The organism is Streptomyces sp. NPDC050528 (genome assembly GCF_044457795.1).
GTDB lineage: Bacteria > Actinomycetota > Actinomycetes > Streptomycetales > Streptomycetaceae > Streptomyces.
In genome coordinates, this window is sequence record NZ_JBITHH010000024.1 from 57479 (window position 1) to 82631 (window position 25153).

23 protein-coding genes are annotated in these 25153 nt (G+C 69.5%); 6 read left to right on the plus strand and 17 right to left on the minus strand.

The genetic code is table 11. The features are described from left to right. Positions 1-10 precede the first annotated feature (10 nt). From ACIBK4_RS49310 to ACIBK4_RS49325, 4 genes are read right to left on the minus strand one after another with little or no spacing between them, the layout of a single operon-like run. Entirely contained in the window at positions 11-1225 is a 1215-nt protein-coding gene (locus ACIBK4_RS49310) for an amidohydrolase family protein (RefSeq protein WP_399006526.1), read from the minus strand. Beyond that, the gene (locus ACIBK4_RS49315) at positions 1222-2670 is read right to left on the minus strand and encodes a sodium:solute symporter (RefSeq protein ID WP_399006528.1); all 1449 of its coding nucleotides are present in this window, start codon (positions 2668-2670) and stop codon (positions 1222-1224) included. Before ACIBK4_RS49315 ends, ACIBK4_RS49310 begins: the two co-directional genes overlap by 4 nt. Further along, positions 2667-2906 (minus strand): hypothetical protein, encoded by a 240-nt coding sequence (locus ACIBK4_RS49320; protein ID WP_399006530.1) that lies wholly within the window; start codon positions 2904-2906, stop codon positions 2667-2669. The genes ACIBK4_RS49315 and ACIBK4_RS49320 overlap by 4 nt, the downstream gene beginning before the upstream one ends. Further along, positions 2906-4120: a M20 family metallopeptidase gene (locus tag ACIBK4_RS49325; RefSeq protein WP_399006532.1), complete on the minus strand. Its 1215-nt coding sequence runs from the start codon at positions 4118-4120 to the stop codon at positions 2906-2908. The genes ACIBK4_RS49320 and ACIBK4_RS49325 overlap by 1 nt, the downstream gene beginning before the upstream one ends. A 180-nt stretch (positions 4121-4300) precedes the next feature. Between ACIBK4_RS49325 and ACIBK4_RS49330 the strand changes: the two genes are divergently transcribed. Next, the gene (locus tag ACIBK4_RS49330) at positions 4301-5302 is read left to right on the plus strand and encodes an Lrp/AsnC family transcriptional regulator (protein WP_399006534.1); all 1002 of its coding nucleotides are present in this window, start codon (positions 4301-4303) and stop codon (positions 5300-5302) included. A gap of 69 nt (positions 5303-5371) precedes the next feature. Here ACIBK4_RS49330 and ACIBK4_RS49335 read toward each other — a convergent pair whose 3' ends face one another. Genes ACIBK4_RS49335 through ACIBK4_RS49350 form a run of 4 tightly spaced genes read right to left on the minus strand, consistent with a single transcriptional unit; the run spans position 5372 to position 8362 of the window. Then, complete coding sequence (locus ACIBK4_RS49335) at positions 5372-5584, minus strand: ferredoxin (RefSeq protein ID WP_399006536.1); 213 nt, start codon at positions 5582-5584, stop codon at positions 5372-5374. Positions 5585-5586: 2 nt separating this feature from the next. Next, complete coding sequence (locus ACIBK4_RS49340) at positions 5587-6816, minus strand: NADH-ubiquinone oxidoreductase-F iron-sulfur binding region domain-containing protein (protein WP_399006537.1); 1230 nt, start codon at positions 6814-6816, stop codon at positions 5587-5589. Then, a complete protein-coding gene (locus ACIBK4_RS49345; RefSeq protein ID WP_399006539.1) occupies positions 6813-7394 on the minus strand; it encodes a ferric reductase-like transmembrane domain-containing protein in 582 nt (193 codons plus the stop codon). The genes ACIBK4_RS49340 and ACIBK4_RS49345 overlap by 4 nt, the downstream gene beginning before the upstream one ends. Further along, a complete protein-coding gene (locus ACIBK4_RS49350) occupies positions 7391-8362 on the minus strand; it encodes an FAD:protein FMN transferase (protein WP_399006541.1) in 972 nt (323 codons plus the stop codon). The genes ACIBK4_RS49345 and ACIBK4_RS49350 overlap by 4 nt, the downstream gene beginning before the upstream one ends. Before the next feature lie 15 nt (positions 8363-8377). Here ACIBK4_RS49350 and ACIBK4_RS49355 point away from each other — a divergent pair, with 15 nt between their 5' ends. Then, a complete protein-coding gene (locus ACIBK4_RS49355) occupies positions 8378-8785 on the plus strand; it encodes a hypothetical protein (RefSeq protein WP_399006543.1) in 408 nt (135 codons plus the stop codon). A 64-nt stretch (positions 8786-8849) separates the two neighbouring features. Here ACIBK4_RS49355 and ACIBK4_RS49360 read toward each other — a convergent pair whose 3' ends face one another. The 6 genes from ACIBK4_RS49360 to dxr form a co-directional block, all read right to left on the minus strand. Then, positions 8850-10556, minus strand: coding sequence for a proline--tRNA ligase (locus tag ACIBK4_RS49360; protein ID WP_399006545.1), 1707 nt, complete (start codon positions 10554-10556; stop codon positions 8850-8852). Positions 10557-10639: 83 nt separating this feature from the next. Then, positions 10640-11203 carry a GNAT family N-acetyltransferase gene (locus ACIBK4_RS49365; protein ID WP_399006547.1) on the minus strand — a complete coding sequence of 188 codons (564 nt, stop codon included), beginning with the start codon at positions 11201-11203 and terminating at the stop codon, positions 10640-10642. Between the two features lie 110 nt (positions 11204-11313). After that, the gene (locus tag ACIBK4_RS49370; RefSeq protein WP_399006549.1) at positions 11314-12162 is read right to left on the minus strand and encodes a GNAT family N-acetyltransferase; all 849 of its coding nucleotides are present in this window, start codon (positions 12160-12162) and stop codon (positions 11314-11316) included. Between the two features lie 974 nt (positions 12163-13136). Beyond that, on the minus strand, positions 13137-14294 hold the full coding sequence (gene ispG / locus ACIBK4_RS49375) for a flavodoxin-dependent (E)-4-hydroxy-3-methylbut-2-enyl-diphosphate synthase (protein WP_399006551.1): 1158 nt from the start codon (positions 14292-14294) through the stop codon (positions 13137-13139). Between the two features lie 168 nt (positions 14295-14462). Beyond that, positions 14463-15755 carry an RIP metalloprotease gene (locus tag ACIBK4_RS49380; RefSeq protein WP_199811088.1) on the minus strand — a complete coding sequence of 431 codons (1293 nt, stop codon included), beginning with the start codon at positions 15753-15755 and terminating at the stop codon, positions 14463-14465. 8 nt (positions 15756-15763) lie between these two features. Continuing rightward, the gene (dxr, locus tag ACIBK4_RS49385; RefSeq protein WP_399006553.1) at positions 15764-17032 is read right to left on the minus strand and encodes a 1-deoxy-D-xylulose-5-phosphate reductoisomerase; all 1269 of its coding nucleotides are present in this window, start codon (positions 17030-17032) and stop codon (positions 15764-15766) included. Positions 17033-17193: 161 nt separating this feature from the next. On the opposite strand from dxr, the gene ACIBK4_RS49390 reads away from it, so the two are divergent. Continuing rightward, the gene (locus ACIBK4_RS49390) at positions 17194-17670 is read left to right on the plus strand and encodes a lamin tail domain-containing protein (protein WP_399006555.1); all 477 of its coding nucleotides are present in this window, start codon (positions 17194-17196) and stop codon (positions 17668-17670) included. Between the two features lie 7 nt (positions 17671-17677). Here ACIBK4_RS49390 and ACIBK4_RS49395 read toward each other — a convergent pair whose 3' ends face one another. Both ACIBK4_RS49395 and ACIBK4_RS49400 read right to left on the minus strand, forming a co-directional pair. Further along, positions 17678-19609 (minus strand): acyl-CoA dehydrogenase family protein, encoded by a 1932-nt coding sequence (locus ACIBK4_RS49395; RefSeq protein ID WP_399006557.1) that lies wholly within the window; start codon positions 19607-19609, stop codon positions 17678-17680. 111 nt (positions 19610-19720) lie between these two features. Then, a complete protein-coding gene (locus tag ACIBK4_RS49400; protein WP_399006559.1) occupies positions 19721-20530 on the minus strand; it encodes an endo-1,4-beta-glucanase in 810 nt (269 codons plus the stop codon). 234 nt (positions 20531-20764) lie between these two features. On the opposite strand from ACIBK4_RS49400, the gene ACIBK4_RS49405 reads away from it, so the two are divergent. The 3 genes from ACIBK4_RS49405 to ACIBK4_RS49415 all read left to right on the plus strand — a co-directional run bounded on the left by ACIBK4_RS49405 (position 20765) and on the right by ACIBK4_RS49415 (position 24398). Next, positions 20765-21778 carry a LacI family DNA-binding transcriptional regulator gene (locus tag ACIBK4_RS49405; RefSeq protein ID WP_399006561.1) on the plus strand — a complete coding sequence of 338 codons (1014 nt, stop codon included), beginning with the start codon at positions 20765-20767 and terminating at the stop codon, positions 21776-21778. 78 nt (positions 21779-21856) lie between these two features. Then, the gene (locus ACIBK4_RS49410; RefSeq protein ID WP_399006563.1) at positions 21857-23920 is read left to right on the plus strand and encodes a TIM-barrel domain-containing protein; all 2064 of its coding nucleotides are present in this window, start codon (positions 21857-21859) and stop codon (positions 23918-23920) included. Positions 23921-24023: 103 nt separating this feature from the next. Next, entirely contained in the window at positions 24024-24398 is a 375-nt protein-coding gene (locus tag ACIBK4_RS49415) for a hypothetical protein (RefSeq protein ID WP_399006565.1), read from the plus strand. Between the two features lie 16 nt (positions 24399-24414). On the opposite strand, the gene ACIBK4_RS49420 is transcribed toward ACIBK4_RS49415, so the two are convergent. Continuing rightward, on the minus strand, positions 24415-25128 hold the full coding sequence (locus tag ACIBK4_RS49420; RefSeq protein WP_399006567.1) for a hypothetical protein: 714 nt from the start codon (positions 25126-25128) through the stop codon (positions 24415-24417). Between the last annotated feature and the right edge of the window lie 25 nt (positions 25129-25153).

Genomic DNA, 25153 nt, shown 5'->3' on the forward strand with positions numbered 1-25153 from the left:
GCCCCTTGTTTTAAAGGGCCGCCCGGACTCCGTCCTTCCACACCTCTGTCACGTTGGAAGCGAGGTCTGTGAGGTCGTAGGCATTGCCCTCCACCAGGACCAGGTCTGCTCTGTTGCCTGGTTCTACGGTGCCCAGGTCGTCGTAGCCCAAGAGGCGGGCCGCCGATGATGTGGTCGCTGCCAGGACCTCGGCCGGGGTCATGCCGCAGGCCTGCATCAGGGGCAGTTCGTCGAGGTTGGTGCCGTGGGGGCCGATTCCGCTGTCTGTGCCCATGGCTATGCGGACGCCGGCCTCTGCGGCTCGGCGTACCGAGTTGGCGTGGGCCTCGGTTACCTCCTTGGCCTTGCGGAGCATCGCTTCGGGGATTTCTATGCCGGACTCGGCCGCTCTGATCACCGATACCGGGGCGATCAGGGTGGGGACCAGCCAGGTGTCGTGGTGCAGCATGAGGTCTATTGCCTCGTCGTCCAAGTGGATGCCGTGTTCTATCGAGCGGATTCCGGCTCGGACGGCGTTCTTGATGCCCTCGGCGCCCTGGGCGTGGGCCATGACGTAGCGGCCCTGCGCGGTTGCCTCGGTCACCAGGATTTCTAGTTCCTGTGGGGTGAACTGGCTGTGGCGGGGGTCGTCGCGTGGGGAGAGGACGCCGCCGGTGGTGCATACCTTGAGGACCTCGGCGCCGGCGCGGAGCAGGGTGCGGGCGGTGCGGCGCATTTCGTCGGGGCCGTCGGCGAGCGCGGGTGGGCGACCCGGGTGCGGTACGGCGAGGCCCGCGCACTGGCCCGAGGGCATCCAGGGGTCGCCGTGGCCGCCGGTCTGGGTGATCAGGCCGATGGCGATCTGGACGCGGGGGCCCGTCAACAGGCCGTCCTCCACCGCCTGTTTGATGCCCAGGTCGGCGCCGGCGGCGTCACGGACCGTGGTGATGCCCGCTTCGAGCGTGCGGCGCAGGTTCACCGCCGCCTCGTAGAACTGGTACGAGAACGGCTTCTGTAACGCCCCCAGCAGACCTATGCCGTTGAGCGTGAGGTGGACGTGGCAGTCGAACAGGCCCGGGAGCAACGTGCGGCCCGTGCAGTCGACTTGGGTGTCGCCGTCCAGGCCCGTTCCTACGTCGACTATGCGGCCTTCGGACACGACCACGTCGGCGGGGGCGGGGTCCGTGCCGGTGCCGTCGAAGAGGAGGCCGCCCGTGAAGACCGTACGGAGTGGGGAGTTGTTCATGCCGTCATCGCAACTTGCTTGTCGGGGTCGGGAGTTGTGGTGCGGGCCAGGAGGCGTTCCGCGGTTGCCGCGAGGGTCAGGACGATCAGGTTCGCGGCCAGGCCTATCAGGCCCACGTTGACGTTGCCCGCCAGGTCCTTGTTCCAGAACGTCAGCCAGATCACGGCCAGTTCGCCTACGAACAGGCCCGCCAAGATCGGGACCTTGCTCACCCGGCGGCGGGCCAGGAAGCCGAGGGCGATGGCGGGGGCCAGTTGGACCGTGCCGCTGTAGGTGAGCAGGAGGAGGTTGGCCAGCAGGTCCGGGCGGAAGATCGCCAGCAACAACGACAGGCCGCATGCCGCCACCACCGTGCCGTGGTTGATCCAGAACTGGGTGCGTTCGCCCTGTACGCGGGCGATGTTGCGGGCCACGAGCGAGGAGATGCCGATCAGGATGCCTGCCGCCGGGACCATGGCCGTCGCTATCGCCGCGATCACCACCAGGCCCGTCGCCCACGCGGGCAGGACCTGCTTGCTCAGGGTCAGGAGGATGCCGTTGGCCGAACTGCCCGGCTTGAGCACGAGGATGGCGGCGAAGCCGACGATGATCGGCATCAGGAGACAGAGTTCGTAGAGGGGCATCCAGGTGTAGTTGCGGCGCAGGACCTTGGGGTCGCGGGCGGACATCACCGCGGGCCAGGCGTGCGGGAGGCACATCAGGCCGACGCCGATCGCGCTGACCAACATGCTTGTGGTGAACCAGACTTGGTCGGCGGGGCCCGCGTGGATCGTCAGCATCTCGGGGTGCAGTTTGTCGATGCGGTGGAACATCGCGCTGACTCCGCCCGCGAAGTGGGAGGGGATGGCGACGAGCAGCACGCCGAGGACGATCAACATGACGACGTCCTTGAAGTACGACGTCATCGCTACACCGTGCAGCCCCGCCCACAGGACGAAGGCCACGACCAGCACACTGCCGATGATCATGCTGAGGGTGCCGGAGGACGAGTTGCCGGTGACCAGCTGGACGATCAACCCCAGCCCGGTGATCTGGAGTTGGAGGTACGGGAGGACGAAGACGACGCCCAGGACTGCCGCTACCGTGCCGAGCAGTTTGCTGTCGTAGCGGTCCTCCAGGTAGTCGCCCTGGGTGAGGTAGCCGCGCTCCTTGCCCAGCGACCAGAGGCGCTTGGCGAGGAAGAACAGGACCATGTAGCCGATGGGGACGTACGGGAGGGCGTAGAGGGCCGCCACTCCGCCGCTGAACGCGAGGCCCGCCATGCCGAGGAAGGTGAAGGTGGTGAACACCTCGCCGGCCTGGAGGAACCACATGCTCACCGCGCCGAAGTTCCGTCCGCCCACGGCCCATTCGGACAGGTCGGCGGCGGGCTTGCGGCGGCCGGCGAAGCCGAGGACCCCGATCAGCACGATGCCGGTGAACGTCATGATGAGGATGGTCGTCACTGGCCTGCTCCCTCGGCGGCGGCGATGGTGGTCGTCTCGGTCGACTCCGACTGCTCACGCGCCATCTGACGTTCCGTCAGCAACAGTGCGGGGGTGCACAGTACGCACCATGCCGCGCCCCACACGAGCATCCGGGGCAGGCCGAACCACAGGCCGTCGGTGTTCACGAACGGCAGGAAGGGCATGAGGGCCAGCGCGAGGGCGGGCACGGCGGGGATCAGGTGGTAGGGGCGCACTACGCGGTCTCCTTCGCGGGGCGGTCGAGTCGGCGGACGGCGAGTTCGGCCAGGAGCGCGGCTCCGTCGGCGAGCACGCTGTCGTCGAAGGCGGCGAGCGGGGAGTGGTTGCCGGGCGCGTTCTCCGGGTCGCCGGTGGTGTCGGCGCCGAGGAACACGAAGGCGCCCGGCACCCGGTCCAGGACCCGGGAGAAGTCCTCCGAGCCGGTGATCGGGTCGGCCAGCGGTGCGAAGCGCTCCTCGCCGAAGGCCTCGCGGACGGTGTCGGCGAGGAAGTCGTGCTCGGCGACGTCGTTGACCGTGACCGGGTACTCGGGGACGAACTCGACCTCGGCGGTGAGGCCGTGGGCCGCCGCGATGCCCTCGCAGAGGCGTACGGCGACCTCGGCGGCGCGTTCGGCGGCGGCCGGGGTGAAGGTGCGCACGGTCGCCTCGAAGACGGCGTCGTCCGGGATGACGTTGCGCCGGGTGCCGGCGTGGAAGGTGCCGACGGTGACCACGACCGGGTCGAAGACGTCGAAGCGCCGGGTCACCATCGTCTGCAGCGCGGTGACCATCTCGCAGGCCGCCGGCACCGGATCCAGCGCGGCATGCGGCCGCGAGCCGTGCCCACCCGCTCCCACGACCCGTACGTGCAGGCCCGCCGAGGCCGCCATCAGCGGGCCGGGGCGGGAGCTGAAGACGCCGGTGGGGTACGACGACGAGCTGACATGGAGTCCGTAGGCCGCGTCGACCGGGCGGCCCGCCGCCGTCAGCACTCCCTCCTCGACCATGTGCCCGGCGCCGTCCCAGCCCTCCTCCCCCGGCTGGAACATGAACACCACGTCCCCGGCGAGGAGTTCGCGCCGGTCGGCGAGCAGTCGGGCCGCACCGACGAGTCCTGCGGTGTGCAGGTCGTGGCCGCAGGCGTGCATCGCGCCGTCGATCCGGGAGGTGAACTCCGCGCCGGTGCGTTCGGTGACCGGCAGGCCGTCCATGTCTCCGCGCAGCAGGACGACGGGGCCGCCGGGCTCTGCTCCGCCGCCGCGCAGGACTGCCGTCACGGAGGACAGTGACGTGCCCGTGCTGATCTCCAGCGGCAGTCCGTCCAGCGCGGCCAGCACCTTCTCCTGGGTGCGCGGCAGGTGCAGGCCTATCTCTGGTTCCTGGTGCAACGCCCGGCGCAGGACGGCCAGTTCGCCCTGGAGCTCGTGCGCGTCGTCTCTCAGCGTCATCCCGTTCCCCTCGTAGGTCACTCCCGCAACTCCAGGACGCTGCCCAGCCGGACGGGCGCTCGTGCGTCGGGCGCCCTTCGGACCGTGCTTCTGGTCGGCAATGATGAGAGGGCGGTGCATCACCGCAGCAAATTTTGGAGAGATCCGCCGTACGACGGTCGTCAATCCGAGGGATCCGCCATGCTGTCCGAGTCCGATCTCGCCCTGGTCAACGCGTTGCAGCTCCGGCCGCGTGCGCCCTGGTCGTTGATCGGCAGAGCGCTGGGGGTCGGGCCGGTGACGGTGGCCCGGCACTGGGAGCGGCTGGTCGAGCGGCGTGAGGCGTGGCTGACCGCCTATCCGGGGGCGGCGGTCGGGGAGCGGCTGGCCTTCGCGTTCGTGCAGGTGGACTGTGCGCCGGGTGAGGCGATGCGGGTGGCTCGTACGGTGGCCGGTGACGCGGAGCTGACCGCCGTCGACTATGTGGCCGGGCCCTGTGACCTGGTGCTGCATCTGGTGGCGGCGAGCCTGGAGGGCGTGTCCCGGTATGTCATCGACCGGATCGCGGGGCTGCCGGGGGTGACGGGGACTCGGACGTTGGTCGCGCCGCGGATGTATGCGGAGGGGAGTCGGTGGCAGGTCCGGGCCATCTCGCGTGAGCAGCGGGGGTTGTTGATGGCTGCGGAGCCGTCGCCCTCGCCGGGGATGGCGCCTCGGTTCGGGGAGTTGGATCGGGCTCTGTTGCTTGCGCTGGGGGAGAACGCGCGTGCCTCACATGCGGAGTTGGCTGCGCGGCTCGGGGTTGGGGCGAGTACCGTTCGGCGGCATTTGGGGGCGGCTCTTGCGGGTGGAGTGATTCGGTTGCGGTGTGAGGTGGCTCGGTCGCTTTCGCCTGCGCCGGTGACGATGTTGTTGTGGTTGCGGGTGCCGCCGGATCAGTTGGAGCGGGCGGCTCGGACGCTCGGGCGGTTTCCTGAGGTGCGGATGTGCGCGGCGGTCAGTGGGGCTGCGAATCTGCTGGTCGGGGTGTGGTTGCGGGCTGCGGGGGATGCGGTGGGGTTGGAGAGCGAGATGGTGGCGAAGTTGTCGCGGTTGGAGATTGTTGATCGGGCGGTGACGTTGCGGCCGGTGAAGTTGGGTGGGTGTTTGTTGGATGAGCGGGGGCGGATTGAGGGGCGGGTGGCTATGGATTTTTGGCGGTAGAGCTCGGGGCTTTCGGTTGATTTCGGGCTGCGGGTGCGTGGGGGCTGGTCGCGCAGTTCCCCGCGCCCCTTAGGGAGTTGCCCTGGGCGTTAGTTTTAGGGCTAGGACGGGACAGTCGGAAGCCGCTCGGCGAGCCCTTTTTATCGTGCGGGGTGGGATTGGGGCTCCGTCCACCAAGGGGTAGCCCCATTCGTCCAGGGTGATGTGGTCCGGGAGTAGTTCCGCGCACAGGCCATGTCCCTGGCAGGCCGTCCAGTCGATGTCGATCTGTTGCTGGTCCATGGTCAGTGGGCCTCGTTCGGGATCGGGAGCAAGGGGGTGGGGTCCGTCGCGGTGCACAAGCCCCTTGCGTGGGCGTCCAGTTCAGCGGCGAAGGTGGTCAACGCGCTGCGGACCAGGCGGACCGTGCCGTCAGGGTGGTGGCAGGCGCCTCTTCCCTCCACCAGGCCGGACCAACGTGCCACGTCCTGGCGGGTGTTGGACTGAGGGCCGGGGGTGGCCAGGGTCTGGAAGGCGGCGGCTATGCGTGGGAGGCCGTTGAGGCAGGGGCCGCATTGGCCGGCCGATTGCAGGGCCAAGTAGCGCAGCACGCGGGCGGTTTCGGCTACGCCGCAGCGGTCTGCCGGGAGTGCGGCCAGCACGCCTGCTCCCAAGTCACGCGCATCCAGGGTGCGTTGGGAAGCCTCCGTCGCCGGGATCCAGGTGCCGTGGTAGCCGCCGACGAGTACCGCGGACATTCCGTCCAGGGGCAGGAGTCGGTTCAGCGGCAGGCCGAACGGGGCTTCCACCACCCGGACTTCGCGGCCCGGGACGTGCAGGGTGCACAGGGTGCTGCCCGGCTGGGTCGGGGTGCCCGCACTGCGGAACCAGTCGGCGCCGTAGCGGGCGACCAGGGCCAAGTGGGCCAGGGTTTCCACGTTCTGGACGAGGGTGGGGGCCCGGTTCACGCCGCGTTCGCGGACCGGCGGGTGCTGGTGGCGGGGCAACGGGGCGTTTCCGGAGACGTATTGGGCCAGCGCCGAGGCCTGGCCCGACAGGAATCGCTTAGGGAGGCGGACGACCCGCACGCTCACCGGGTCGTTGCGCTGGGCGAGGGCCGATTCCAGGTACGACGCGCCGTCCTCCACCGCCAGGTGCGCCTCCCCCGCGCCCACCGCCCTCGCCGCCAACTGCAGCCCGTCCAGGACCAGATGGGGCGACAGGCGGAGCAGCGTCTTGTCCTTGCGGCTGGCCGGTTCGCCCTCGGCGCCGTTCGCCACGACCACGGGCGCGCGGCCCGTGCGGCGGCTCGCGTCGGCCACCGCGACGAGTTTGCGGTACGTCGGGAACGCGGCGCCCCCGCGACCGGTGAGGCCGGATTCGGCGACCGTTCTCAGCAGGCCGTCGGGATCTCCGTACTGCAGTGGGCCGTAACGGAGTTCGTGGGTCGAGAGGTCGGCCGCTGTGCCGCCGGGGGCGAGGAGGCGGGGGGACATGTAGACGTCGGTGAAGGCGGTGGTCGTGGTCGTGGTCATGAGCGGGCTCCTTCCGCGGTGCGGAGCAGGGCTGCGGGGGTGCGGCGGGACTCGCGGGCGGAGTGGGCCAGGCGGATGCCGAAGGCGGCCACCACGGCGGCCACGCAGGACACCGTCAGCCAGGTCATCCAGTCCGTGCCGGTGTCCGTGCCGATGCCGATGCCGTGGATCAGGGCGACCGGCCAGGAGGCGTACGCGAGCCAGTGGAGCGCTCGCCAGGTGCGGTGGCCGATGCGTTCGCGGAGGAGGCTGGTGACCAGGACCGCGAGCATCAGGTCGAGGGCGACCGTGCCGAGGCCGAGCCAGAAGGGTTCGTAGTCGGAGACGAAGGGGACCACGGCGTCTACGACGGTGATATTCACGTAGCCGTCGATCACCGCCATCGCTATGTGCAGGGCCAGGAACGCGGTCGCTGAGAGGGAGAGGGTGCGGTGCAGGTTCACCGTGCCGAAGCGGGGCAGGCCGGGGAGCCGGGTGCGCAGGCGGACCGCGATGCCGAGCAGGACCACGACCGTGAACAGGACCAGGCAGACGGCTCCGGTGGCGCGGTTGGCGTACCAGAGGATCTCGGAGCTCATACGGCGGCCGCCGTGGATGTGGGCCAGCCGGGGGTCGTGACGACCGTGCCGTCCTGGGCGACCAGGCGTGCGGGGAGGCCCTGGCGGGTCAACCACCGTTCCGCGCCTGCCCCCTTGACCAGGGACGCGGTGCTCGCCGCGTTGGCGTCGGCGCTCGTCGCGGCGGCGACCGAGACCGTGCGCCAGGGGCTGCGGACGGGGAGGCCGGTGCGCGGGTCGACTATGTGGTGCAGTTCGTGGCCGTTCCGGCGCCAGTTGCGGGCGGCGGTTCCCGAGGTGGCGAGGCCGCCGGAGCGCAGGCCGATCGTGGCGTACGTACCGTGCGTGGGCGTCTCGTCGACGGAACCGGTGACGTCCTGGACGCGGATGTTCCAGCCGCCGGCCGGGGGCTCCCCCGCGACCGCCGTGTCGCCGCCGAGGCTCACCAGGACTCCACAGCCCGCCACTTGGGCGAGCATCGCCGCCGCCTTGTCGGCGGCCCAGGCCTTCGCCGTGGCACCGAGGTCCAGGCGGACGCCGGCCGGGACGGTGACCGTGCCCGTCGTACGGTCCAGGCCGACCGTGCGCCAGCCCGGGGCGCGCTTCACGGTGAGCCGGACCGGGCGGTCGTCCTCCTGGACGAGGGTGAAGTCGCGGTCGTAGCCGATGGCGTTCATGGCCGAGCCGACCGTCGGGTCGACCGCGCCGTCCGTCGCCTCGGCGGCGCGCAGCGCGACCGCCAACGCCTCGGCGAGCAGCGGGCTGACGGTGACCGGGCGACCCAACGAGGCGTCCAGCGCGGTCAGTTCGGAGTCGGTACGGAACCTGCTGCACGCCGCGTCGACCTCGGCGAGGTGCCGGGCGAGGAGCAGGTTGCAGGAGTCCAGCAGGGCCGGGTCGGTGACGACCAGCCGGACGCTGGTCCCGAGGGCACGCCAGTCGGCGGCGGCCGTGGTGCGCGGGGGCGCGGTGCTCGTACGTGCGCCCATCACGACGCTCCCGACGTGGAGTCGGTGGAGCCGCCGGAGGACGACGTCACGCCGGACGACGACGAGGACGACGACGTAGAAGATGAGGAGGATGAAGACGACGAGGACGACGAAGTCGTTGAACTGTCCGTCGTGGACGAGGTGTTGGAGGAGGCGGACGGCGACGGGGTCGAGGACGACGACGAGCTGCTCGTGCCGGTACTGCTCGCCGTCGTGTCCGCGTCCGACTGCATCGTGCCGACCAGGGCGAAGACCCCGGCCGCCGCGGCCAGCGTGATCGCTGCCGTGGCGGCCGCGATGCGCCGCTTTCCTCTGCGGACCGCCGTAGCGGCCCCACGCTCCTTGACTGTCATGACCGTTCCCCTCCGCAGTGACGCTCTGTCACGTCCTACGGTCGGGGACCAGCCTGAGAGAAGTCTGTGAGGCGCCCATACGCCTCCCGAGAACTCTCTGAGAGGAATCTTAAATTGCTTGAGGCTTCAATAACTCAGTGTGCGGTGAGGCGGGCGATCGCCTCGTCGACCGTCAGTTCCTCGCGCTCGCCGGTCCTGCGGTCCTTCAGTTCCAGGACGCCCTCGGCCGAACGGCGGCCCGCGACCAGGATCTTCGGTACGCCGATCAGCTCCGAGTCGGTGAACTTCACGCCCGGGGAGACGCCGGCGCGGTCGTCGACCAGGACGCGCAGACCGGCCGCGCGCAGCTTCTCCGATACGTCCAGGGCGAGTTCGGTCTGGAGGGCCTTGCCCGCCGCCACGACGTGCACGTCGGCCGGGGCGACCTCGGCGGGCCAGCACAGGCCCTTGTCGTCGGCGGTCTGCTCGGCGAGGGCGGCCACCGCGCGGGAGACGCCGATGCCGTAGGAGCCCATGGTCACGCGGACCGGCTTGCCGTGCTGGCCGAGGACGTCGAGCTTGAGGGCGTTGGCGTACTTGCGGCCGAGCTGGAAGATGTGGCCGATCTCGATGGCGCGGTCGAGCTTGAGGCCGGTGCCGCACTTGGGGCAGGGGTCGCCCTCCTGGACGACCACGACGTCGACGTACGTGTCGACCTCGAAGTCCCGCCCGGCGACTACGTACTTGGCGTGCGTGCCCTCCTTGTTGGCGCCCGTGATCCAGCTCGTGCCGGGTGCCACGCGGGGGTCGGCGATGTACGTGACCTTCTCGCCCAGGCCCTGCGGGCCGACGTAGCCGCGCACGAGGTCGGGACGGCCGGTGAAGTCCTCCGCCGTCACCAACTCCACTGCGGCGGGGGCGAAGTGGGCCTCGACCTTGCCCAGGTCGACCTCACGGTCACCGGGGACGCCCACGGCCACGATCTCGCCGTCGACCTTCACGAGGAGGTTCTTCAGGGTGGCCGAAGCCTCTACGCCGAGGTGGGCGGCGAGGGTCTCGATGGTGGGGGTGTCGGGGGTCGGGATCTCTTCGAGCGCGGGCACGCCGGTGGCGTCGACCGGCTTCAACTCGTATGTGATCGCTTCAGTGTTGGCGGCGAAGTCGCAGTTCGGGCAGTCCGCGAAGGTGTCCTCGCCGGCCTCTGCGGGGGCGAGGAACTCCTCCGACTTGGAGCCGCCCATCGCGCCCGCGGTCGCGGCGCAGATGCGGTAGTCGAGGCCCAGGCGCGCGAAGACCTTCTGGTACGCCTCGCGGTGCAGGGCGTAGGACTTGGCGAGGCCCTCGTCCTCCGTGTCGAAGGAGTACGAGTCCTTCATCAGGAACTCGCGGCCGCGGAGGATGCCGGCGCGGGGGCGGGCCTCGTCGCGGTACTTGTGCTGGATCTGGTAGAGGATGACCGGCAGGTCCTTGTAGGAGGACGCCTGGTCCTTCACGATCAGCGTGAAGATCTCCTCGTGGGTCGGGCCGAGAAGGTAGTCGCCGCCCTTGCGGTCCTGGAGGCGGAACAGCTCGGGGCCGTACTCCTCCCAGCGGCCGGTCGCCTCGTACGGCTCGCGGGGCAGGATCGCGGGGAGCAGCACCTCCTGGGCGCCGATCGCGTCCATCTCCTCACGCACGATCCGCTCGACGTTGGAGAGGACCTTCTTGCCCAGGGGCAGCCAGCTCCAGATCCCGGCGGCGGTACGCCGGACGTACCCGGCCCGCACGAGCAGCTTGTGACTGAGGACCTCGGCGTCCGCCGGGTCGTCGCGCAGCGTCTTCGCCATCAACTGGGACATGCGCTGGACCGGTGCGTTCGCCATGGTTCCTGTACTCCTGCCGGGAAAGGGTGATGGCTAGGAGGTTAGCCGGGCGTGCTGTGCCGGTGGAAATCGGTTAGCGGTGCCTACCCGCGTCGTAGTGGGAGGGGGGCGCCCATGACCGCGTACGGCTTCGGTGCGCTCGGGAAGAGGACCTGGCGGGCGAGGTCCTCGTAACCCAGCGATCGGTAGAGGCCGCGGGCCGGGCTGTCGGTGTCGATCGCGGAGAGGATCGAGCGGGGTTCCGTGGCCGCGTCCGTGATCGTGGTGATCAGGGAACGGCCCGCGCCGCGGTTCTGGTAGTGCGGGTGGACGTGCAGCTCGGTGATCACGAAGGAGTGGTCGAGCCAGTCGTCGTGGTCCTGGGCCCGGAGGTACGGCTCTACGACTGTGGACCACCAGTGGGTGCGGTTGTTCGGCATGCCGTAGACGAAGCCGACGAGGCGGCCCTCTGTTGTCGCGCCGAGGGCGCGGGCGCCGGGGTAGGTCATGTGGCGCAGGACGATCTGGCGTCTTACCGCTACCTCGTCCTGGCCCAGGCCGAATGCGAGGGCCTGTACGGCCAGGGCTTCGTCCACGTGGGCCGAGAGGTCCAGGGGGCCGATCACGACGTCTTGGGGGTGGCGGTGACCGTGACCGGGAAATCGCATGTGGGGAGAGTACAGGGGGTTCGGTCGTTGTTCGGGTGCGGGCCGTTCGTGGCTGGTCGCGCCCACGCGGCGGAGCCGCACATGTCACAGCCCCGCGCCCCTGAAAGCCTCTAGAACAGGATGCTCATGAACGCGCCGACCTCTTGGAAGCCCACCCTCAAGTACGCCCTTCTTGCCGGGGTGTTGAAGTCGTTCACGTAGAGGCTGACCACCGGGGCCACGTCCGCCAACGCGTAGCGCAGTACCGATGCCATCGCGGGGGCCGCCACGCCCCTCCCCCGGTACTCGGGGGCCACCCACACGCCCTGGATCTGGCAGGCCTTCGGGGTTGCCGCGCCGATCTCCGCCTTGAAGACGACCTTGCCGTGCTCGTCGAGGCGGGCGAACGAGCGCCCTGAGCCCACGAGTTCGGCCACTCGGGCCTGGTAGAGGAGGCCGCCGTCGCCGGCCAGCGGGGAGACGCCGACCTCCTCGGTGAACATCGCCACGCACGCCGGCATGATCGTGTCCATCTCGTCCTTGCGGATACGGCGGACGTACGGGTCGGGGGCGATGTCGGCGGGCATGCGGTCGGCGACCATGAGGGGCTGGCGGGCGCGGACCTCGCGGGCCGGGCCCCAGCTCGGTTCGAGGAGACGCCAGAGTTGGGCGGTCGCCTCGGCCGGGCCGACGATCGAGGAGCAGCGGCGGCCTGCCCTGCGGGCGCGGTCGGCGAAGGCGCGGACTGCCCTCGGAGTCGCGCAGATCGGGACGAGGTTGGCGCCCGCGTAGCAGAGCGACGTCAGCATGCCGTCCTCGTACCAGCCCCACATCTCGCCGCCGAGCCGCCAGGGGTCGAGGCCCGCGACCTGCACCCGCGAGGTCACGAAGGCGTTCGTGACCGGCTCGCGGTCGAGCACGGCGAGCGCGGCGTCCAGGTCGCTCGGTTCGAGCACCCGAGAGGTGGTCTGGGTCAACACGTACGGGGCCTCACCCTGAGGGTCTGCTGATCTCCGCACTGTACCTGCGGAAGCTGAGCGGTGCTTTGTGTTGCCGCTCGCTTCTCTTGTGGGGGTGGGTTGAGTGGGCGTCTCTGGGGGCTGCCGCCCCCAGGCCCCCGCTTTCGGCCTGGACGGCCTCGTCCTCAAACGCCGGACGGGCTGGGGGTGCCGGCCTGCGTCGACATGCGAGGCCCACGGACCTGGCGGGTGAAGCCCTCAAGGCCCCGGCAAGCGAAGCCTTGGGCACTCGACAAGGGTGTAAGCAGCCCTGAAACCTCAGCAAGAACAGCCCAAGGGTCTGGACAGGTGCAACCCCGAGACCTCGGCAGAGCGCGTGAAGCCCCAAGCCCGTCGCCGCAAGTCCCCGGCTCCCGGCTCCCGGCTCCCGGCTCCCGGCTCCCGGCTCCCGGCTCCCGGCTCCCGGCTCCCGGCTCCCGGCTCCCGGCTCCCGGCTCCCGGCAAGCGAAGCCCCCAGAACCTCGACGAGTAACGTCCCAGGACCTTCCAACTCGCCGCAGACCTTTTCAACCCGCCATAGATCTACAGCTCACGCCAGACCTCGCAACCCCCACAAACCTTCCCCACCCCAGACCGGGCGGCGCCCCACAGACCTCTCAGCCCGCACAGATCCTCAACCCAACCCACGCCAGATCCCTCGCCCGCCACAGCCCTCAGCCGACGCCGGACCGATCAGCCCGCCATGGCCATGGATCTACGACCCGAGCCAGCCCCCTCAGCCCGGCCGCAGACCCTCAACCCGGCCACAGTCACTCAGCCCGAGGCAGGTCTCCCAACCCGCCCCGACTCTCAGCCCGAGCCGGACATCCCAGCCCACCCCGACTCTCAGCCCGAACCAGACCCCTCAGCCCACTCGGACCCTCAGCCCGAACCAGACCCCTCAGCCCGCCCGGACCCTCAGCCCGAACCAGACATCCCAGCCCGAGCCAGACCCCTCAACCCGCGACAGACACCGACGGCTCGCCGGAGGCGATCCCGTCCGCCTCCATCTGCTCGGCGATCTTCATCGCCTCCTCGATCAGCGTCTCCACGATCTTCGACTCGGGGACCGTCTTGATGACCTCGCCCTTGACGAAGATCTGGCCCTTGCCGTTGCCGGAGGCGACGCCGAGGTCGGCCTCGCGGGCCTCGCCGGGGCCGTTCACCACGCAGCCCATGACGGCTACGCGCAGCGGGACCTCCATGCCCTCCAGGCCCGCCGTGACCTCCTCGGCCAGCTTGTACACGTCGACCTGGGCGCGGCCGCAGGACGGGCACGACACGATCTCCAGGCGGCGGGGCTTGAGGTTCAGGGACTCCAGGATCTGGTTGCCGACCTTGACCTCCTCCACCGGGGGCGCCGACAGCGAGACGCGGATCGTGTCGCCGATGCCCTGGCTCAGCAGCGCGCCGAACGCCACCGCCGACTTGATCGTGCCCTGGAAGGCCGGGCCCGCCTCGGTGACGCCGAGGTGGAGCGGGTAGTCGCACTGGGCCGCGAGCTGGCGGTACGCCTCGACCATGACCACCGGGTCGTTGTGCTTGACCGAGATCTTGATGTCCTGGAAGCCGTGCTCCTCGAAGAGGGACGCTTCCCACAGGGCGGACTCGGCGAGCGCCTCGGGGGTCGCCTTGCCGTACTTCTTCAGGAGTCGCGCGTCCAGCGAACCCGCGTTCACGCCGATGCGGATCGGCGTGCCGTGGTCCTTCGCGGCCCGCGCGATCTCCTTGACCTTGTCGTCGAACTGCTTGATGTTGCCGGGGTTCACACGGACCGCCGCGCAACCCGCCTCGATCGCCGCGAAGACGTACTTCGGCTGGAAGTGGATGTCCGCGATCACCGGGATCTGCGACTTGCGCGCGATGGTCGCCAGCGCGTCCGCGTCGTCCTGCGTCGGGCAGGCCACGCGGACGATCTGGCAGCCGGACGCCGTCAGCTCCGCGATCTGCTGAAGCGTGGCGCCGATGTCCGACGTACGCGTCGTCGTCATCGACTGCACCGACACCGGCGCGTCCCCGCCGACCGCCACGGACCCGACCTGGATCTGCCGGCTCTTGCGGCGCTCGGCAAGCCGGGTCGGAACGGACGGAATGCCGAGAGAAATCGCAGTCATCTGCTGTGCAACCCCAAGTCGTGGATCAAGGCCCCGGTCCCGGAACAGCGGGCTCCAGGCTTCGAGATTACGTCAACCGCGCGGGCCCGAGCACATCCCGGCCGTAAACCCACTCAATGGAGAGCGGCCCGGCACAGAAGGTGCCGGGCCGCCGCGAACTACGAATGGCTAGGAGATTTTGACTGGGTTAACCACGTCCGCCACCAACACCAACAACGTGAAGCAGACGAAGATCCCCGCCACCACATACGCCACCGGCATCAGCTTCGCCACGTCGAACGGGCCCGGGTCCGGGCGCTTGAGCACCTTCGCCAGGTTCCGCCGCAGCGCCTCCCACAGCGCACCCGCGACATGCCCGCCGTCGAGCGGGAGCAGCGGAAGCATGTTGAAGAGGAACAGGGAGAGGTTGAAGCCGGCCACCAGCATCAGGGCCATGGCCAGTTGTTGGGTCGGCGGGATGTCCAGGGTGAAGATCTCGCCGCCCACTCGGGCCGCGCCGACCACGCCCATCGGGGAGTCGGCCTGGCGGGGGGCGCCGTCGAAGGCCGCGTTCCACAGGGCCGGGATCTTGCCGGGGAGGGCCGCGATGGAGTCGACGGCCTCGCCCATGCGGTCTCCCATCCAGGTGACCGAGTCGCCGAAGTCCTGGCGGACGATTCCGGTGGCCGCGCTGAAGCCGAGGAAGCCGGCGGTGACGTACTGGCCCTGGACGATCTGGCCGCTGGAGTCCTTCTTGGCGACCTGATTGGACGCGATCTTCGCGTGGAGGGTGAGGGCCTGGCCCTTGCGCTCGACGACGATCGGGACCGTCTTGCCGGGGGTGGCGCGGATCAGGTCGGAGAGCTTGTTCCAGTCGGTCGTCTTGACGCCGTTGAAGCTGACGATCTTGTCGCCCGCCTTCAGGCCCGCTGCCGCCGCCGGGGAGGCCGGGTCGGACTTCTTGCAGGTGTCGCGGTTCTGGCTCTGCGCGATGACGCACTCGGAGACCGAGCTGACCGTGTTGGTCTGCTGGGAGATGCCGAAGCCCATCAGGACGGTGAGGAAGAGCGCGACGGCGAGGATGAGGTTCATGAAGGGGCCCGCGAACATCACGATGACCCGTTTCCAGGGCTTGCGTGTGTAGAACAGGCGGGACTCGTCGCCGGGCTCCAGCTCCTCGAAGGCCGCCGAGCGGGCGTCCTCGATCATGCTGCGCCAGGGTGACGTGGAGCGGGACTCTATCCGGCCGTCCGGTCCCGGCGGGAACATGCCGATCATGCGGATGTAGCCGCCGAACGGGATGGCCTTGAAACCGTACTCGGTGTCGCCCTTGCGCTTGGACCAGATGGTCGGGCCGAAGCCGACCATGTACTGGGGCACGCGGATGCCGAAGAGCTTCGCCGTCGAGAGATGCCCCAGCTCGTGCCAGGCGATCGAGACCAGCAGGCCGACCGCGAAGACGACTATGCCGAGGATCATCATCAGGGCTGTCATGCACGCGCCTCCGCGTTCGCCGTGGTCGTCTGCGCTGTCAGTTCGCGGGCCCGGGCGCGTGCCCAGGTCTCCGCTTCGAGGACGTCCGGCACGGTCAGGGAAGTTCCCGTGGCCGGTGTCCCGTGTTCCTCGACCACCCGTGTCACCGTCTCCATGATTCCGTTGAACGGCAGCGCGCCCGCGCGGAACGCCTCCACGCACTCCTCGTTCGCCGCATTGAACACCGCCGGGGCCGTGCCCGCGAGCTGTCCCACATGCCGGGCCAGGCCGACCGACGGGAACGCGTCGGTGTCGAGCGGGAAGAACTCCCACGTCGACGCCTTGCTCCAGTCGAACGCGGGCGCCGCGTCCGGGACCCGCTCGGGCCAGCCGAGCCCGATGGCGATCGGCCCGCGCATGTCGGGGGGCGTCGCCTGGGCGAGTGTCGAGCCGTCCGTGAATTCCACCATCGAGTGGACATACGACTGCGGGTGCACGACCACCTCAATGCGATCGAAGGGAATGTCGTACAGCAGGTGCGCCTCGATCACCTCCAGCCCCTTGTTCACCAGGGTCGCCGAGTTGATCGTGATCACCGGGCCCATCGCCCAGGTGGGGTGCGCGAGTGCCTCTTCTACGGTCACTCGCGCCAGGTCCGCCTTGGTACGGCCGCGGAAGGGGCCGCCGGACGCGGTGACGACGAGCTTGCGCACATCGGCTCGGGTACCGGCCGCGAGGGCCTGGAACAGCGCCGCGTGCTCGGAGTCCACCGGGATGATCTGGCCGGGCTTGGCGAGCGCCTTCACCAGCGGGCCGCCGACGATGAGCGACTCCTTGTTGGCGAGCGCGAGGACGCGGCCCGCCTCCAGGGCGGCGAGGGTGGGCGCGAGTCCGATGGACCCGGTGATGCCGTTCAGCACGGTGTGGCAGTCGGAGGCGGCGAGCTGGGTGGCCGCGTCGGGACCGGCGACGATCTCCGGGAGCGGCTCCCCCGCGCCGTACTGCGCGGCGAGCGCTTCGCGCAGTGCGGGTACGACGTCCTCGCGGGCGACCCCCACCGTCCGCACCCGCAACTTGTACGCCTGCTCGGCGAGGAGCCCGACCCGGCCGCCGTTCGCGGAGAGGGCGGTGACCCGGAAGCGGTCCGGATTGCGCAGCACCAGGTCGATGGCCTGGGTGCCGATGGACCCGGTGGACCCGAGGATCACCAGGGCCTTGGGACCGTCGCCCACGACGGGGTCGTAGACGAGATGCGGGTCGGCGAGGGGTGCTGGACTGTCGCTCATCCCTCCATTGTTGCCGCAACGGGTGCCCGGGTGGACAGCGGTTCCCTCGGGCGGGTGGCTTATCGGCTCTCGTCGGTGATTGAAGGGAAATCCCCCTTTGTGAATACGGCGTGAAGGTCATGTGATAACACTTCAGTCCTGCGCCGGTGGACGACCGGCGCATGGACGACATCCTGGGGGGATTCTCCATGCGGAAACGCGCTGCCCTGCCCGCGCTCGCGGGCGCGGCGATACTCACCGGCACCCTGCTCAGCACCCCGGCCGAAGCCGCCGGCGGGGTCACGATCTACCACGTCTGGTTCGACAGCCCGGGATCGGACCACGGCTCCAACGCGAGCCTCAACGCCGAGTGGGTGCAGATCAAGAACACCAGCCGGTCGGCGATCTCGCTCAAGGGCTATGTCCTCAAGGACGTCTCGAACCACCGCTACACCTTCAAGAACATCAAGATCGGCGCCGGCAAGTACATCAAGGTGCACACCGGCAAGGGCACGGACACCGCGTCGAACACGTACCAGAACCGCGGCTGGTACGTCTGGAACAACACCAGCGACACGGCGACGCTGACGAAGTCCAACGGCAGCAAGGTCGACACCTGCTCCTGGACGACGCGGAATCCGAGCGACAAGTACTGCTGAACCAGGGCTAGTTGACGGGGCGGTGCAGGTTGTCCGCCTTGGACGGGCCCGGGGTCGTGTCGGCGATCCAGGGTCCGTCGCCCGACGGGTCGACGATGCCTTCCTCCAGCCAGGTGTACGCGCCGCCCATGACGCCCTTGACCACCTTGCGGTCGACGGTGTCGGTGTTGGTCCACAGGCGGCCGAAGAGTTCCTCGACGCGGATGCGGGACTGTTCGCAGAAGGCGTCGGCGAGTTGGTAGGCCTCGCGGCCGTGATCGCCCTGGGTGCGCAGGAGTTCGGCCCGTACGCAGACCGCGCTCATCGCGAAGAGTTCCGCGCCGATGTCCACGATCCGGCCCAGGAAACCCTGCTTGGTCTCCATGCGGCCCTGCCAGCGGGACATCGCGTAGAAGGTCGAGCGGGCCAGCTTGCGGGCGTTCCGCTCGACATAACGCAAGTGCCGGGAGAGGTCGATGCCGTGGCGGAACTCGCCGTAGGTGCCGGGGAGTTGGCCGCTGCCCGCGACCAGCTTCGGGAGCCACTTGGCGTAGAAGACGCCTGCGCCCGCGCCCGCTTTCGCCTTGTCCTGAAGGGACTTGTCGGGGTCGATGAGGTCACCGGCGACCTTGAGGTGGGCGTCGACGGCCTCGCGGGCGATGAGGAGGTGCATGATCTCCGTCGAGCCCTCGAAGATGCGGTTGATGCGGAGGTCGCGCAGGACCTGTTCGGCTGGGACCGCCTTCTCGCCGCGCGCCGCGAGGGATTCCGCCGTCTCGAAGCCTCGGCCGCCGCGGATCTGGACCAGTTCGTCGGCCATCAGCCAGCCCATCTCGGACGCGAACAGCTTGGCCAGCGCGCCCTCGATGCGGATGTCGTTGCGGTCCTCGTCGGCCATCTGCGAGGACAGGTCGAGTACGGCCTCCAGGGCGAAGGTCGTCGCCGCGATGAAGGAGATCTTCTTGCCCACGGCCTCGTGCTCGGCGATCGGCCTGCCCCACTGCTCACGCGCCGCCGACCACTCGCGGGCGATCTTCAGGCACCACTTGCCGGCCGCGACGCAGGACGCGGGGAGGGAGAGGCGGCCCGTGTTGAGGGTGGTGAGGGCGATCTTGAGGCCCGCGCCCTCGGGGCCGATGCGGTTGGCGGCGGGGACCCGGACCTGGTGGAAGCGGGTGACGCCGTTCTCGATGCCGCGCAGGCCCATGAAGGCGTTGCGGTTCTCGACGGTGATGCCGGGCGAGTCGGTCTCGACGACGAACGCCGTGATGCCGCCCTTGCCGTCCTCGGTCTTCGGCACCCGGGCCATCACGACCAGGAGGTCGGCGATCACGCCGTTGGTGGTCCAGAGCTTCACGCCGTCGAGGACGTACGCGTCGCCGTCCCGCACCGCGCTGGTCGCGAGGCGTGCCGGGTCGGAGCCGACGTCCGGTTCCGTGAGCAGGAAGGCGCTGATGGCGGTGCGGGCGCAGCGGGGCAGGAACTCCGCCTTCTGCTCGTCCGTGCCGAACAGCTTCAGCGGCTGCGGTACACCGATCGACTGGTGGGCGGAGAGCAGCACGCCGACGGCGGGGCAGGCGGAGCCCGCGAGGGCCAGCGCCTTGTTGTAGTACACCTGGGTGAGGCCGAGGCCGCCGTACTTGGTGTCGATCTTCATGCCGAGGGCGCCGATCTCCTTGAGGCCGGCGATGACCTCGTCGGGGATGCGTGCCTCGCGCTCGATGCGGGCGGCGTCGATCTGGGTCTCGCAGAAGACGCGCAGTTTCGCGAGGAACTCCTCACCGCGTCGGGAATCCTCGGCGGGCGGAAGGGGGTGCGGGTGGATCAGGTCGAGCCGGAAGCGGCCGAGGAACAGTTCCTTGGCGAAGCTGGGCTTGCGCCAGTCCTGTTCCCGGGCCGCCTCCGCCACCTGCCGGGCTTCTCGCTCGGTGACGGTGGGTTTGCTGGATGGAGCGGACATGAGGCTCACCTCGCCGCGAATCGGGCCCTCGGACCATGGCGGTTACCGACGGGTGCTACCCGTTCGTATGTACCCGATCCACCGCGAAGCAGCCACCCTTCGCGCGTCCGTTCAGCCGATGTCGACGGAGTACGCCTTTGTGTCAAGGCGCCCCGAGCCCTTGAAGATCTCGGTGCCGGACTCGATGCCGGAGAGGTACTTGTCGTTGCTCAGCAGCTTGCGCCGGACGAGGGCCTGGGTGAAGTCGTCGATGTTCAGGGTCGCCTTGGTGGTGTTGGCGGTGCGGACAAAGGAGTACACGTTCCAGCCGATGTTGCCCTGGTAGATGTCCCACATCGCGCCGTCCAGGCTCACGCTGCCGTACTTGGTGCCGAGCGGGCCCGCGCCGCCCTGTCGGTTGAGCCAGATCATGATCTCGTCGGTGGGCTGGTCGGCCCAGTCGGCGGTGTTCTTGGAGTGCAGCCACAGGTCGTAGGCGACGTCGAGCGTGCCGGGGTTGGAGCTGAGCGTGAAGTCCCAGGTCGTCTTCACCGGCTTGCGGTCACCGACCCGGATCGGCAGCCCGGTGGTCGCCCTGTCGACCTTCCAGCCCCAGTGCCAGCCGAGGACGGTGCTCGCGAACGTCTTCACATCGGCGTCGGTGCCCTTGCCGCTGTTGGCCCAGCTGAAGGACGTACCCCACGAAATGGTGGACCCCGACTGGGAGTTGTCCCACACGCACTGGCTGCCGGTGGCCTTGTCGCGTCCCCACTGGTTGTTGTTGACGTAGTACTTGCCGAGCGTGACGGTGTCGTCCGCCGTGCACTTCTTGCTCGACTCACCCGCCTGGGCGACGGTGACACCGGCCAGGGCCGTGAGCGCGACCGAGGCGGCGGCGAGCACCTTCGCCTTCTTCGAGAGGCGGGGTCTGCGGTGTTGCATCGGGGGTCCTTCCGGGGGACGGTTCGTCTACGACCTCTCAGTGGCCGCCGCCCCGCCCGGAGGTTGCCTCCCCCACCCGGAGAATCTCCCGGTGCCCGGGGTTTCCAGAAAGTGTCGAAGCGCTTCGACAACCTATGGACACCCACACCGCCTGAAGCTAATGTCGAACCACCCTCACCCGCCCGTGTCAGCAACGCGCACTGTCGAAGCGCTTCACAAAGCTTGGAGAGCTGGATGGTCACCCTCGCCGAGGTCGCCCAGCACGCCGGAGTCTCGGCGAGCACGGTGAGCTATGTCCTCAGCGGCAAGCGGTCCATCTCCGGAGCCACCCGGCAGCGGGTCGAGCAGAGCATCCGCGAGCTGGGCTACCACCCGAACGCGGGCGCCCGCGCCCTGGCCAGCAGCCGGTCGAACATCATCGCGCTGATGGTGCCGCTGCGCACCGACATGTACGTGCCGGTGATGATGGAGATCGCCATCGCCGTGGCGACCACCGCCCGCCTGCACGGCTACGACGTCCTGCTGCTCACCGGCGAGGAGGGTCCCGACGCGGTGCGCCGCGTCACCGGCAGCGGACTCGCCGACGCGATGATCCTGATGGACGTCGAACTCGACGACGAGCGGCTGCCGTTGCTGCGCGGCACCGACCAGCCCTCCGTGCTCATCGGCCTCCCCGCCGACACCACCGGACTGACCTGCGTCGACCTCGACTTCGGGGCGACCGGCGCGCTGTGCGTCGAGCACCTCGCCAAGCTCGGCCACCAGGACATCGCTGTCATCGGCGAGGCGCCCGCGGTCTACGAGCGGCACACCGGTTTCGCCGAGCGCACCCTCGACGGACTCCGGTCCCGGGCAAGGGAGTTGGGCCTCAGGGTGCTGCACCGGCCGTGCGAGGGCGGGTACGACGCGATGTCGCTGACCCTGGCCCGGGTCTTCGACGAGCGCCCCGGCACCACGGGCTTCGTCGTGCAGAACGAGTCGGCGGTCGAGCCGCTCCTCGCGCTGCTGCGCCAGCAGGGCCGGGCCGTGCCGGAGGACGTGTCGGTGGTCGCGGTCTGCCCCGACCAGGTCGCCACCCAGGCCTCGGTGCGGCTGACGTCCGTCGCCATCCCCGCGCAGGAGATGGGCCGTTACGCCGTGGAGCACCTGGTGGCCAAGCTCGACGGCCGCGGCAGTGACGAAGTCGTGCTGATCGCACCGGAGTTGACGGTGCGGGCGAGTACGGGACCGGCGCCCGTCGCGTCCTGACCCTTTCGACCTCAGAGCTTCACCCCTGTGCCGCTGCCAGGGCACCGCCATGTCTGCACTCCTGACAGGAGCCCTCTCGTGAATCAGCCTGCCGAAAACCAGATCAGTCAGGGCGCGGGGGCGGTCAGCCTCGCGCAGTCGTCGCCCACCGTGGGCACCTTCCGTGAGCGGGACGGCGCGCTGGAGTGGACCGGCCGTCAGGAGACCCTGCGGATCGAGCCGTGGGGGCCGGACGCGGTCCGGGTCAGGGCCCGGCTCGGCGGTCCACTGCTCGACGGACTGCCGGGCGCGCTCCTGGACGAGGCGCCGGCCACCGGGGCGAGCGTCAAGATCGAGGACGGTCAAGGCACCCTGACCGTCGGCGAGTTGACCGTCGAGGTCGACGCCGAGGGCCTGATCCGCTTCCTGCGCACCGACGACTCCACCGAACTCCTCGCCGAGTCCCGCGCCCACTTCTGGTGGCCCGGCTCGCGCCTCTACACGGCGGTCGGCAACGGCCACCACCGTCTGGAGCAGCGCTTCGCCGCGTACGAGGACGAGAAGCTGTACGGCCTCGGGCAGCACCAGCACGGGAGGTTGGACCAGAAGGGGCTGGTCCTCGACCTGGTGCAGCGCAATGCCGAGGTCGGCATCCCGGTGCTCGTCTCCAGCCGGGGCTACACCCTGCTGTGGAACAACCCGGCGATCGGCCGCGTGGAGCTGGCCGGCAACGGCACGCGCTGGGTGGCGGATTCGGCCCGGCAGATCGACTACTGGATCACCGCGGGCGACCCGGCCGACGGCCAGCGCCGCTACAGCGCGGTGACGGGCCGTACGCCAATGCTCCCCAAGTGGGCGGCGGGCTTCTGGCAGTGCAAGCTGCGCTACCGCACCCAGGCCGAACTCCTCGCCGTGGCAAGGGAGTACAAGCGCCGGGACCTCCCCCTCTCCGCCATCGTCTGCGACTTCTTCCACTGGACGCACCTGGGCGACTGGAAGTTCGACCCGGCCGAGTGGCCCGACCCGGCGGCCATGGTCCGCGAACTGAACGAGCTGGGCGTGAAGTTGGTGGTCAGCGTCTGGCCGTCGGTGTCACCCCTGAGCGAGAACCACGGCGTACTGGAACAGCGCGGCTACCTCATCGGCACCCAGTACGGCCCGATGGCCCACGCCGACTGGCCCGACAAGGGGGTCGCGTCGACGGTCCAGGTGGCCTTCTACGACGCCACGAACCCCGAGGCGCGGGAGTTCCTGTGGTCGAAGATCCGCGACAACTACCTTGTCCCGTACGGCATTACGGCTTTCTGGCTGGACGCGTGCGAGCCCGAGCTGAAGCCGGGCTTCCAGGAGAACCTGCGCTACTGGGCGGGCCCGGGACTGGAGGTCGGCAACCTCTACCCGGCCGAGAACTCCCGTACGTTCGCGGAGGGGTTGCGCGCCGAAGGCGTCGGTGACGACGAGGTCATCACCCTCAACCGCTCGGCGTGGGCGGGCAGTCAGCGGCACGGCGCCGCGCTCTGGTCGGGTGACATCGGCACCGACTTCCCGACCCTGCGCCGCCAGATAGCCGCGGGCCTCAACACCGCGCTCTCCGGCATCCCTTGGTGGAACACGGACATCGGCGGCTTCCACGGCGGCGACCCGGACGACCCGGCGTACCAGGAAGTCATGGTCCGCTGGTTCCAGTTCGGCGCCCTGTCCCCGCTGATGCGCCTGCACGGCTTCCGCGACCCGGGCATGCCGCTGGGCCCCGACATGACCGGTGGCCCCAACGAGGTCTGGTCGTACGGCGATCGGGCCCTGCCGATCCTGGAGAAGTACCTGCGGCTGCGCGAGCGCCTCAAGCCGTACATCCTCGACGTGATGCGCGCCGCGCACGAGGAGGGGTTGCCGGTGATGCGCCCGCTGTTCTTGGAGTTCCCCGAGGACCAGGCGTCCTGGTCGGTCGACGACGCGTATCTCTTCGGCCCGGACCTGCTGGTCGCGCCGGTGCTGACGGCGGGCGCGACGGTCCGTACGGCGTATCTCCCGGCGGGCGCGTGGTGGACGGACGCGTGGACGGGCGAGACGTACGAGGGCGGTACGGCGGTCACGGTCGACGCGCCGCTGGACCGGATCCCGCTGTTCCTGCGGGACGGGGCGACGCTGCCGGTCGCGGAGTAGGGGTCGGGGCGCCCGGTGGGGGCGGGCGCCCGTGACGCTTCCGTTGCGCGGAACTGTGGCCTCCGTCACAGCCGTATCGATCTTGTTCTGCTGGACTCCTCCGATGGTGTTACGCAAGCTCGCCATCGTTGCGGGCCTCGCCGCGTTCGCCCTGTATCTCTGGGGTCTGCTGCACGTCCTCGGCGCGCTGCTGGAGGCGGAGGACGGCGGCACCGACTCGTCGCCGCTGCGGCCCTGCCGTACGAACGGCTGGCAGTACGACAAGAAGGTCGAGAGCGTCACCGACTACTCGGTGGACTTCGTCCCGCTCCGGTTCGTCTGCGAGACGTCGGACGGCGGGAGTTACGTCGCCGACACCGTTCCCGGGTACGTGAATCCGGCGGTGTTCGGCCTCGTGCTGGCCGCGCTGGGGTGCTGGGTCGCCGCGCTGGTCGTGGCACCGCCCGGCCCTCGCGGAGTACGAGGACCGGGCGGCTGACTGACCTGCGTGTGGGTCAACTACTGGTGACGCTCTCGCTGTTGGTGGTGAAGTCGAGCCCGCCGGACGAGGACGTGATCTCGAACCCGAACTGCAGGTCCCCGATGGTCACGTTGCCGAACCAGCCCTTGGTGTCCTTGATCCACTTGAGGATCGACAGGACGTTGACCGTGCCGGAGCTGGAGTTCGAGGTGCGCACGAACGAGAACACGTCGTTGGCGCCGTTGTTGCCCTTGTAGACGGTCCAGGTGTGACCGCCCAGCGTGAGGGTGCCCTGCGAGGTGCCGAGCGGGCCGACGGCGCCGGTCTTGTTCATCCAGAGCATGATCTCGTAGTCGTAGTTCGTGTCCCAGATGTCGTACGACGTGTTGTACGCGCCGGACGACGGGACCGAGACGTTGTAGCTGCTGGACAGCGAACCGAGCGAGGTGATCGACTTGTTGATCACCTTCTTGGCGTTCGGATAGGCCTTGATACCACCGGTGTTGGGGTGGTTGGCGTTGACGCCCCAGTTGGTACCGGAGTTGGCCCAGATGCACTGGCTGCCGGCGCCGGAGCCCCAGATGTCGTTGTAGAGCGTGTAGCCGTTCAGGGTCGTGGTGCCCCACTGGTCGCAGGAGCTCCAGACGGCGGCGGAGGCGGGCGCCGAGGCGAGCGCGACGGTGGCGCCGAGCGCGAGTACGGGGGCGAGAATGGCCGTAAGTACGCGGCCCTGCTTGCGTGTTGCCATGGGGTCCCTTCCATGGGTGGGGGGA

Excerpts from the sequence above, each read along its gene's own strand:
- ACIBK4_RS49420 (WP_399006567.1), bottom strand. The coding sequence starts at position 25,128 with ATGGCAACACGCAAGCAGGGCCGCGTACTTACGGCCATTCTCGCCCCC.
- ispG (WP_399006551.1), bottom strand. The coding sequence starts at position 14,294 with ATGACTGCGATTTCTCTCGGCATTCCGTCCGTTCCGACCCGGCTTGCC.
- ACIBK4_RS49415 (WP_399006565.1), top strand. The coding sequence starts at position 24,024 with ATGGTGTTACGCAAGCTCGCCATCGTTGCGGGCCTCGCCGCGTTCGCC.
- ACIBK4_RS49325 (WP_399006532.1), bottom strand. The coding sequence starts at position 4,120 with ATGACGCTGAGAGACGACGCGCACGAGCTCCAGGGCGAACTGGCCGTC.
- ACIBK4_RS49395 (WP_399006557.1), bottom strand. The coding sequence starts at position 19,609 with ATGTCCGCTCCATCCAGCAAACCCACCGTCACCGAGCGAGAAGCCCGG.
- ACIBK4_RS49350 (WP_399006541.1), bottom strand. The coding sequence starts at position 8,362 with ATGGGCGCACGTACGAGCACCGCGCCCCCGCGCACCACGGCCGCCGCC.
- ACIBK4_RS49335 (WP_399006536.1), bottom strand. The coding sequence starts at position 5,584 with ATGGACCAGCAACAGATCGACATCGACTGGACGGCCTGCCAGGGACAT.
- ACIBK4_RS49340 (WP_399006537.1), bottom strand. The coding sequence starts at position 6,816 with ATGACCACGACCACGACCACCGCCTTCACCGACGTCTACATGTCCCCC.
- ACIBK4_RS49360 (WP_399006545.1), bottom strand. The coding sequence starts at position 10,556 with ATGGCGAACGCACCGGTCCAGCGCATGTCCCAGTTGATGGCGAAGACG.
- ACIBK4_RS49330 (WP_399006534.1), top strand. The coding sequence starts at position 4,301 with ATGCTGTCCGAGTCCGATCTCGCCCTGGTCAACGCGTTGCAGCTCCGG.
- ACIBK4_RS49310 (WP_399006526.1), bottom strand. The coding sequence starts at position 1,225 with ATGAACAACTCCCCACTCCGTACGGTCTTCACGGGCGGCCTCCTCTTC.
- dxr (WP_399006553.1), bottom strand. The coding sequence starts at position 17,032 with ATGAGCGACAGTCCAGCACCCCTCGCCGACCCGCATCTCGTCTACGAC.
- ACIBK4_RS49365 (WP_399006547.1), bottom strand. The coding sequence starts at position 11,203 with ATGCGATTTCCCGGTCACGGTCACCGCCACCCCCAAGACGTCGTGATC.
- ACIBK4_RS49390 (WP_399006555.1), top strand. The coding sequence starts at position 17,194 with ATGGACGACATCCTGGGGGGATTCTCCATGCGGAAACGCGCTGCCCTG.
- ACIBK4_RS49405 (WP_399006561.1), top strand. The coding sequence starts at position 20,765 with ATGGTCACCCTCGCCGAGGTCGCCCAGCACGCCGGAGTCTCGGCGAGC.
- ACIBK4_RS49345 (WP_399006539.1), bottom strand. The coding sequence starts at position 7,394 with ATGAGCTCCGAGATCCTCTGGTACGCCAACCGCGCCACCGGAGCCGTC.
- ACIBK4_RS49400 (WP_399006559.1), bottom strand. The coding sequence starts at position 20,530 with ATGCAACACCGCAGACCCCGCCTCTCGAAGAAGGCGAAGGTGCTCGCC.
- ACIBK4_RS49380 (WP_199811088.1), bottom strand. The coding sequence starts at position 15,755 with ATGATGATCCTCGGCATAGTCGTCTTCGCGGTCGGCCTGCTGGTCTCG.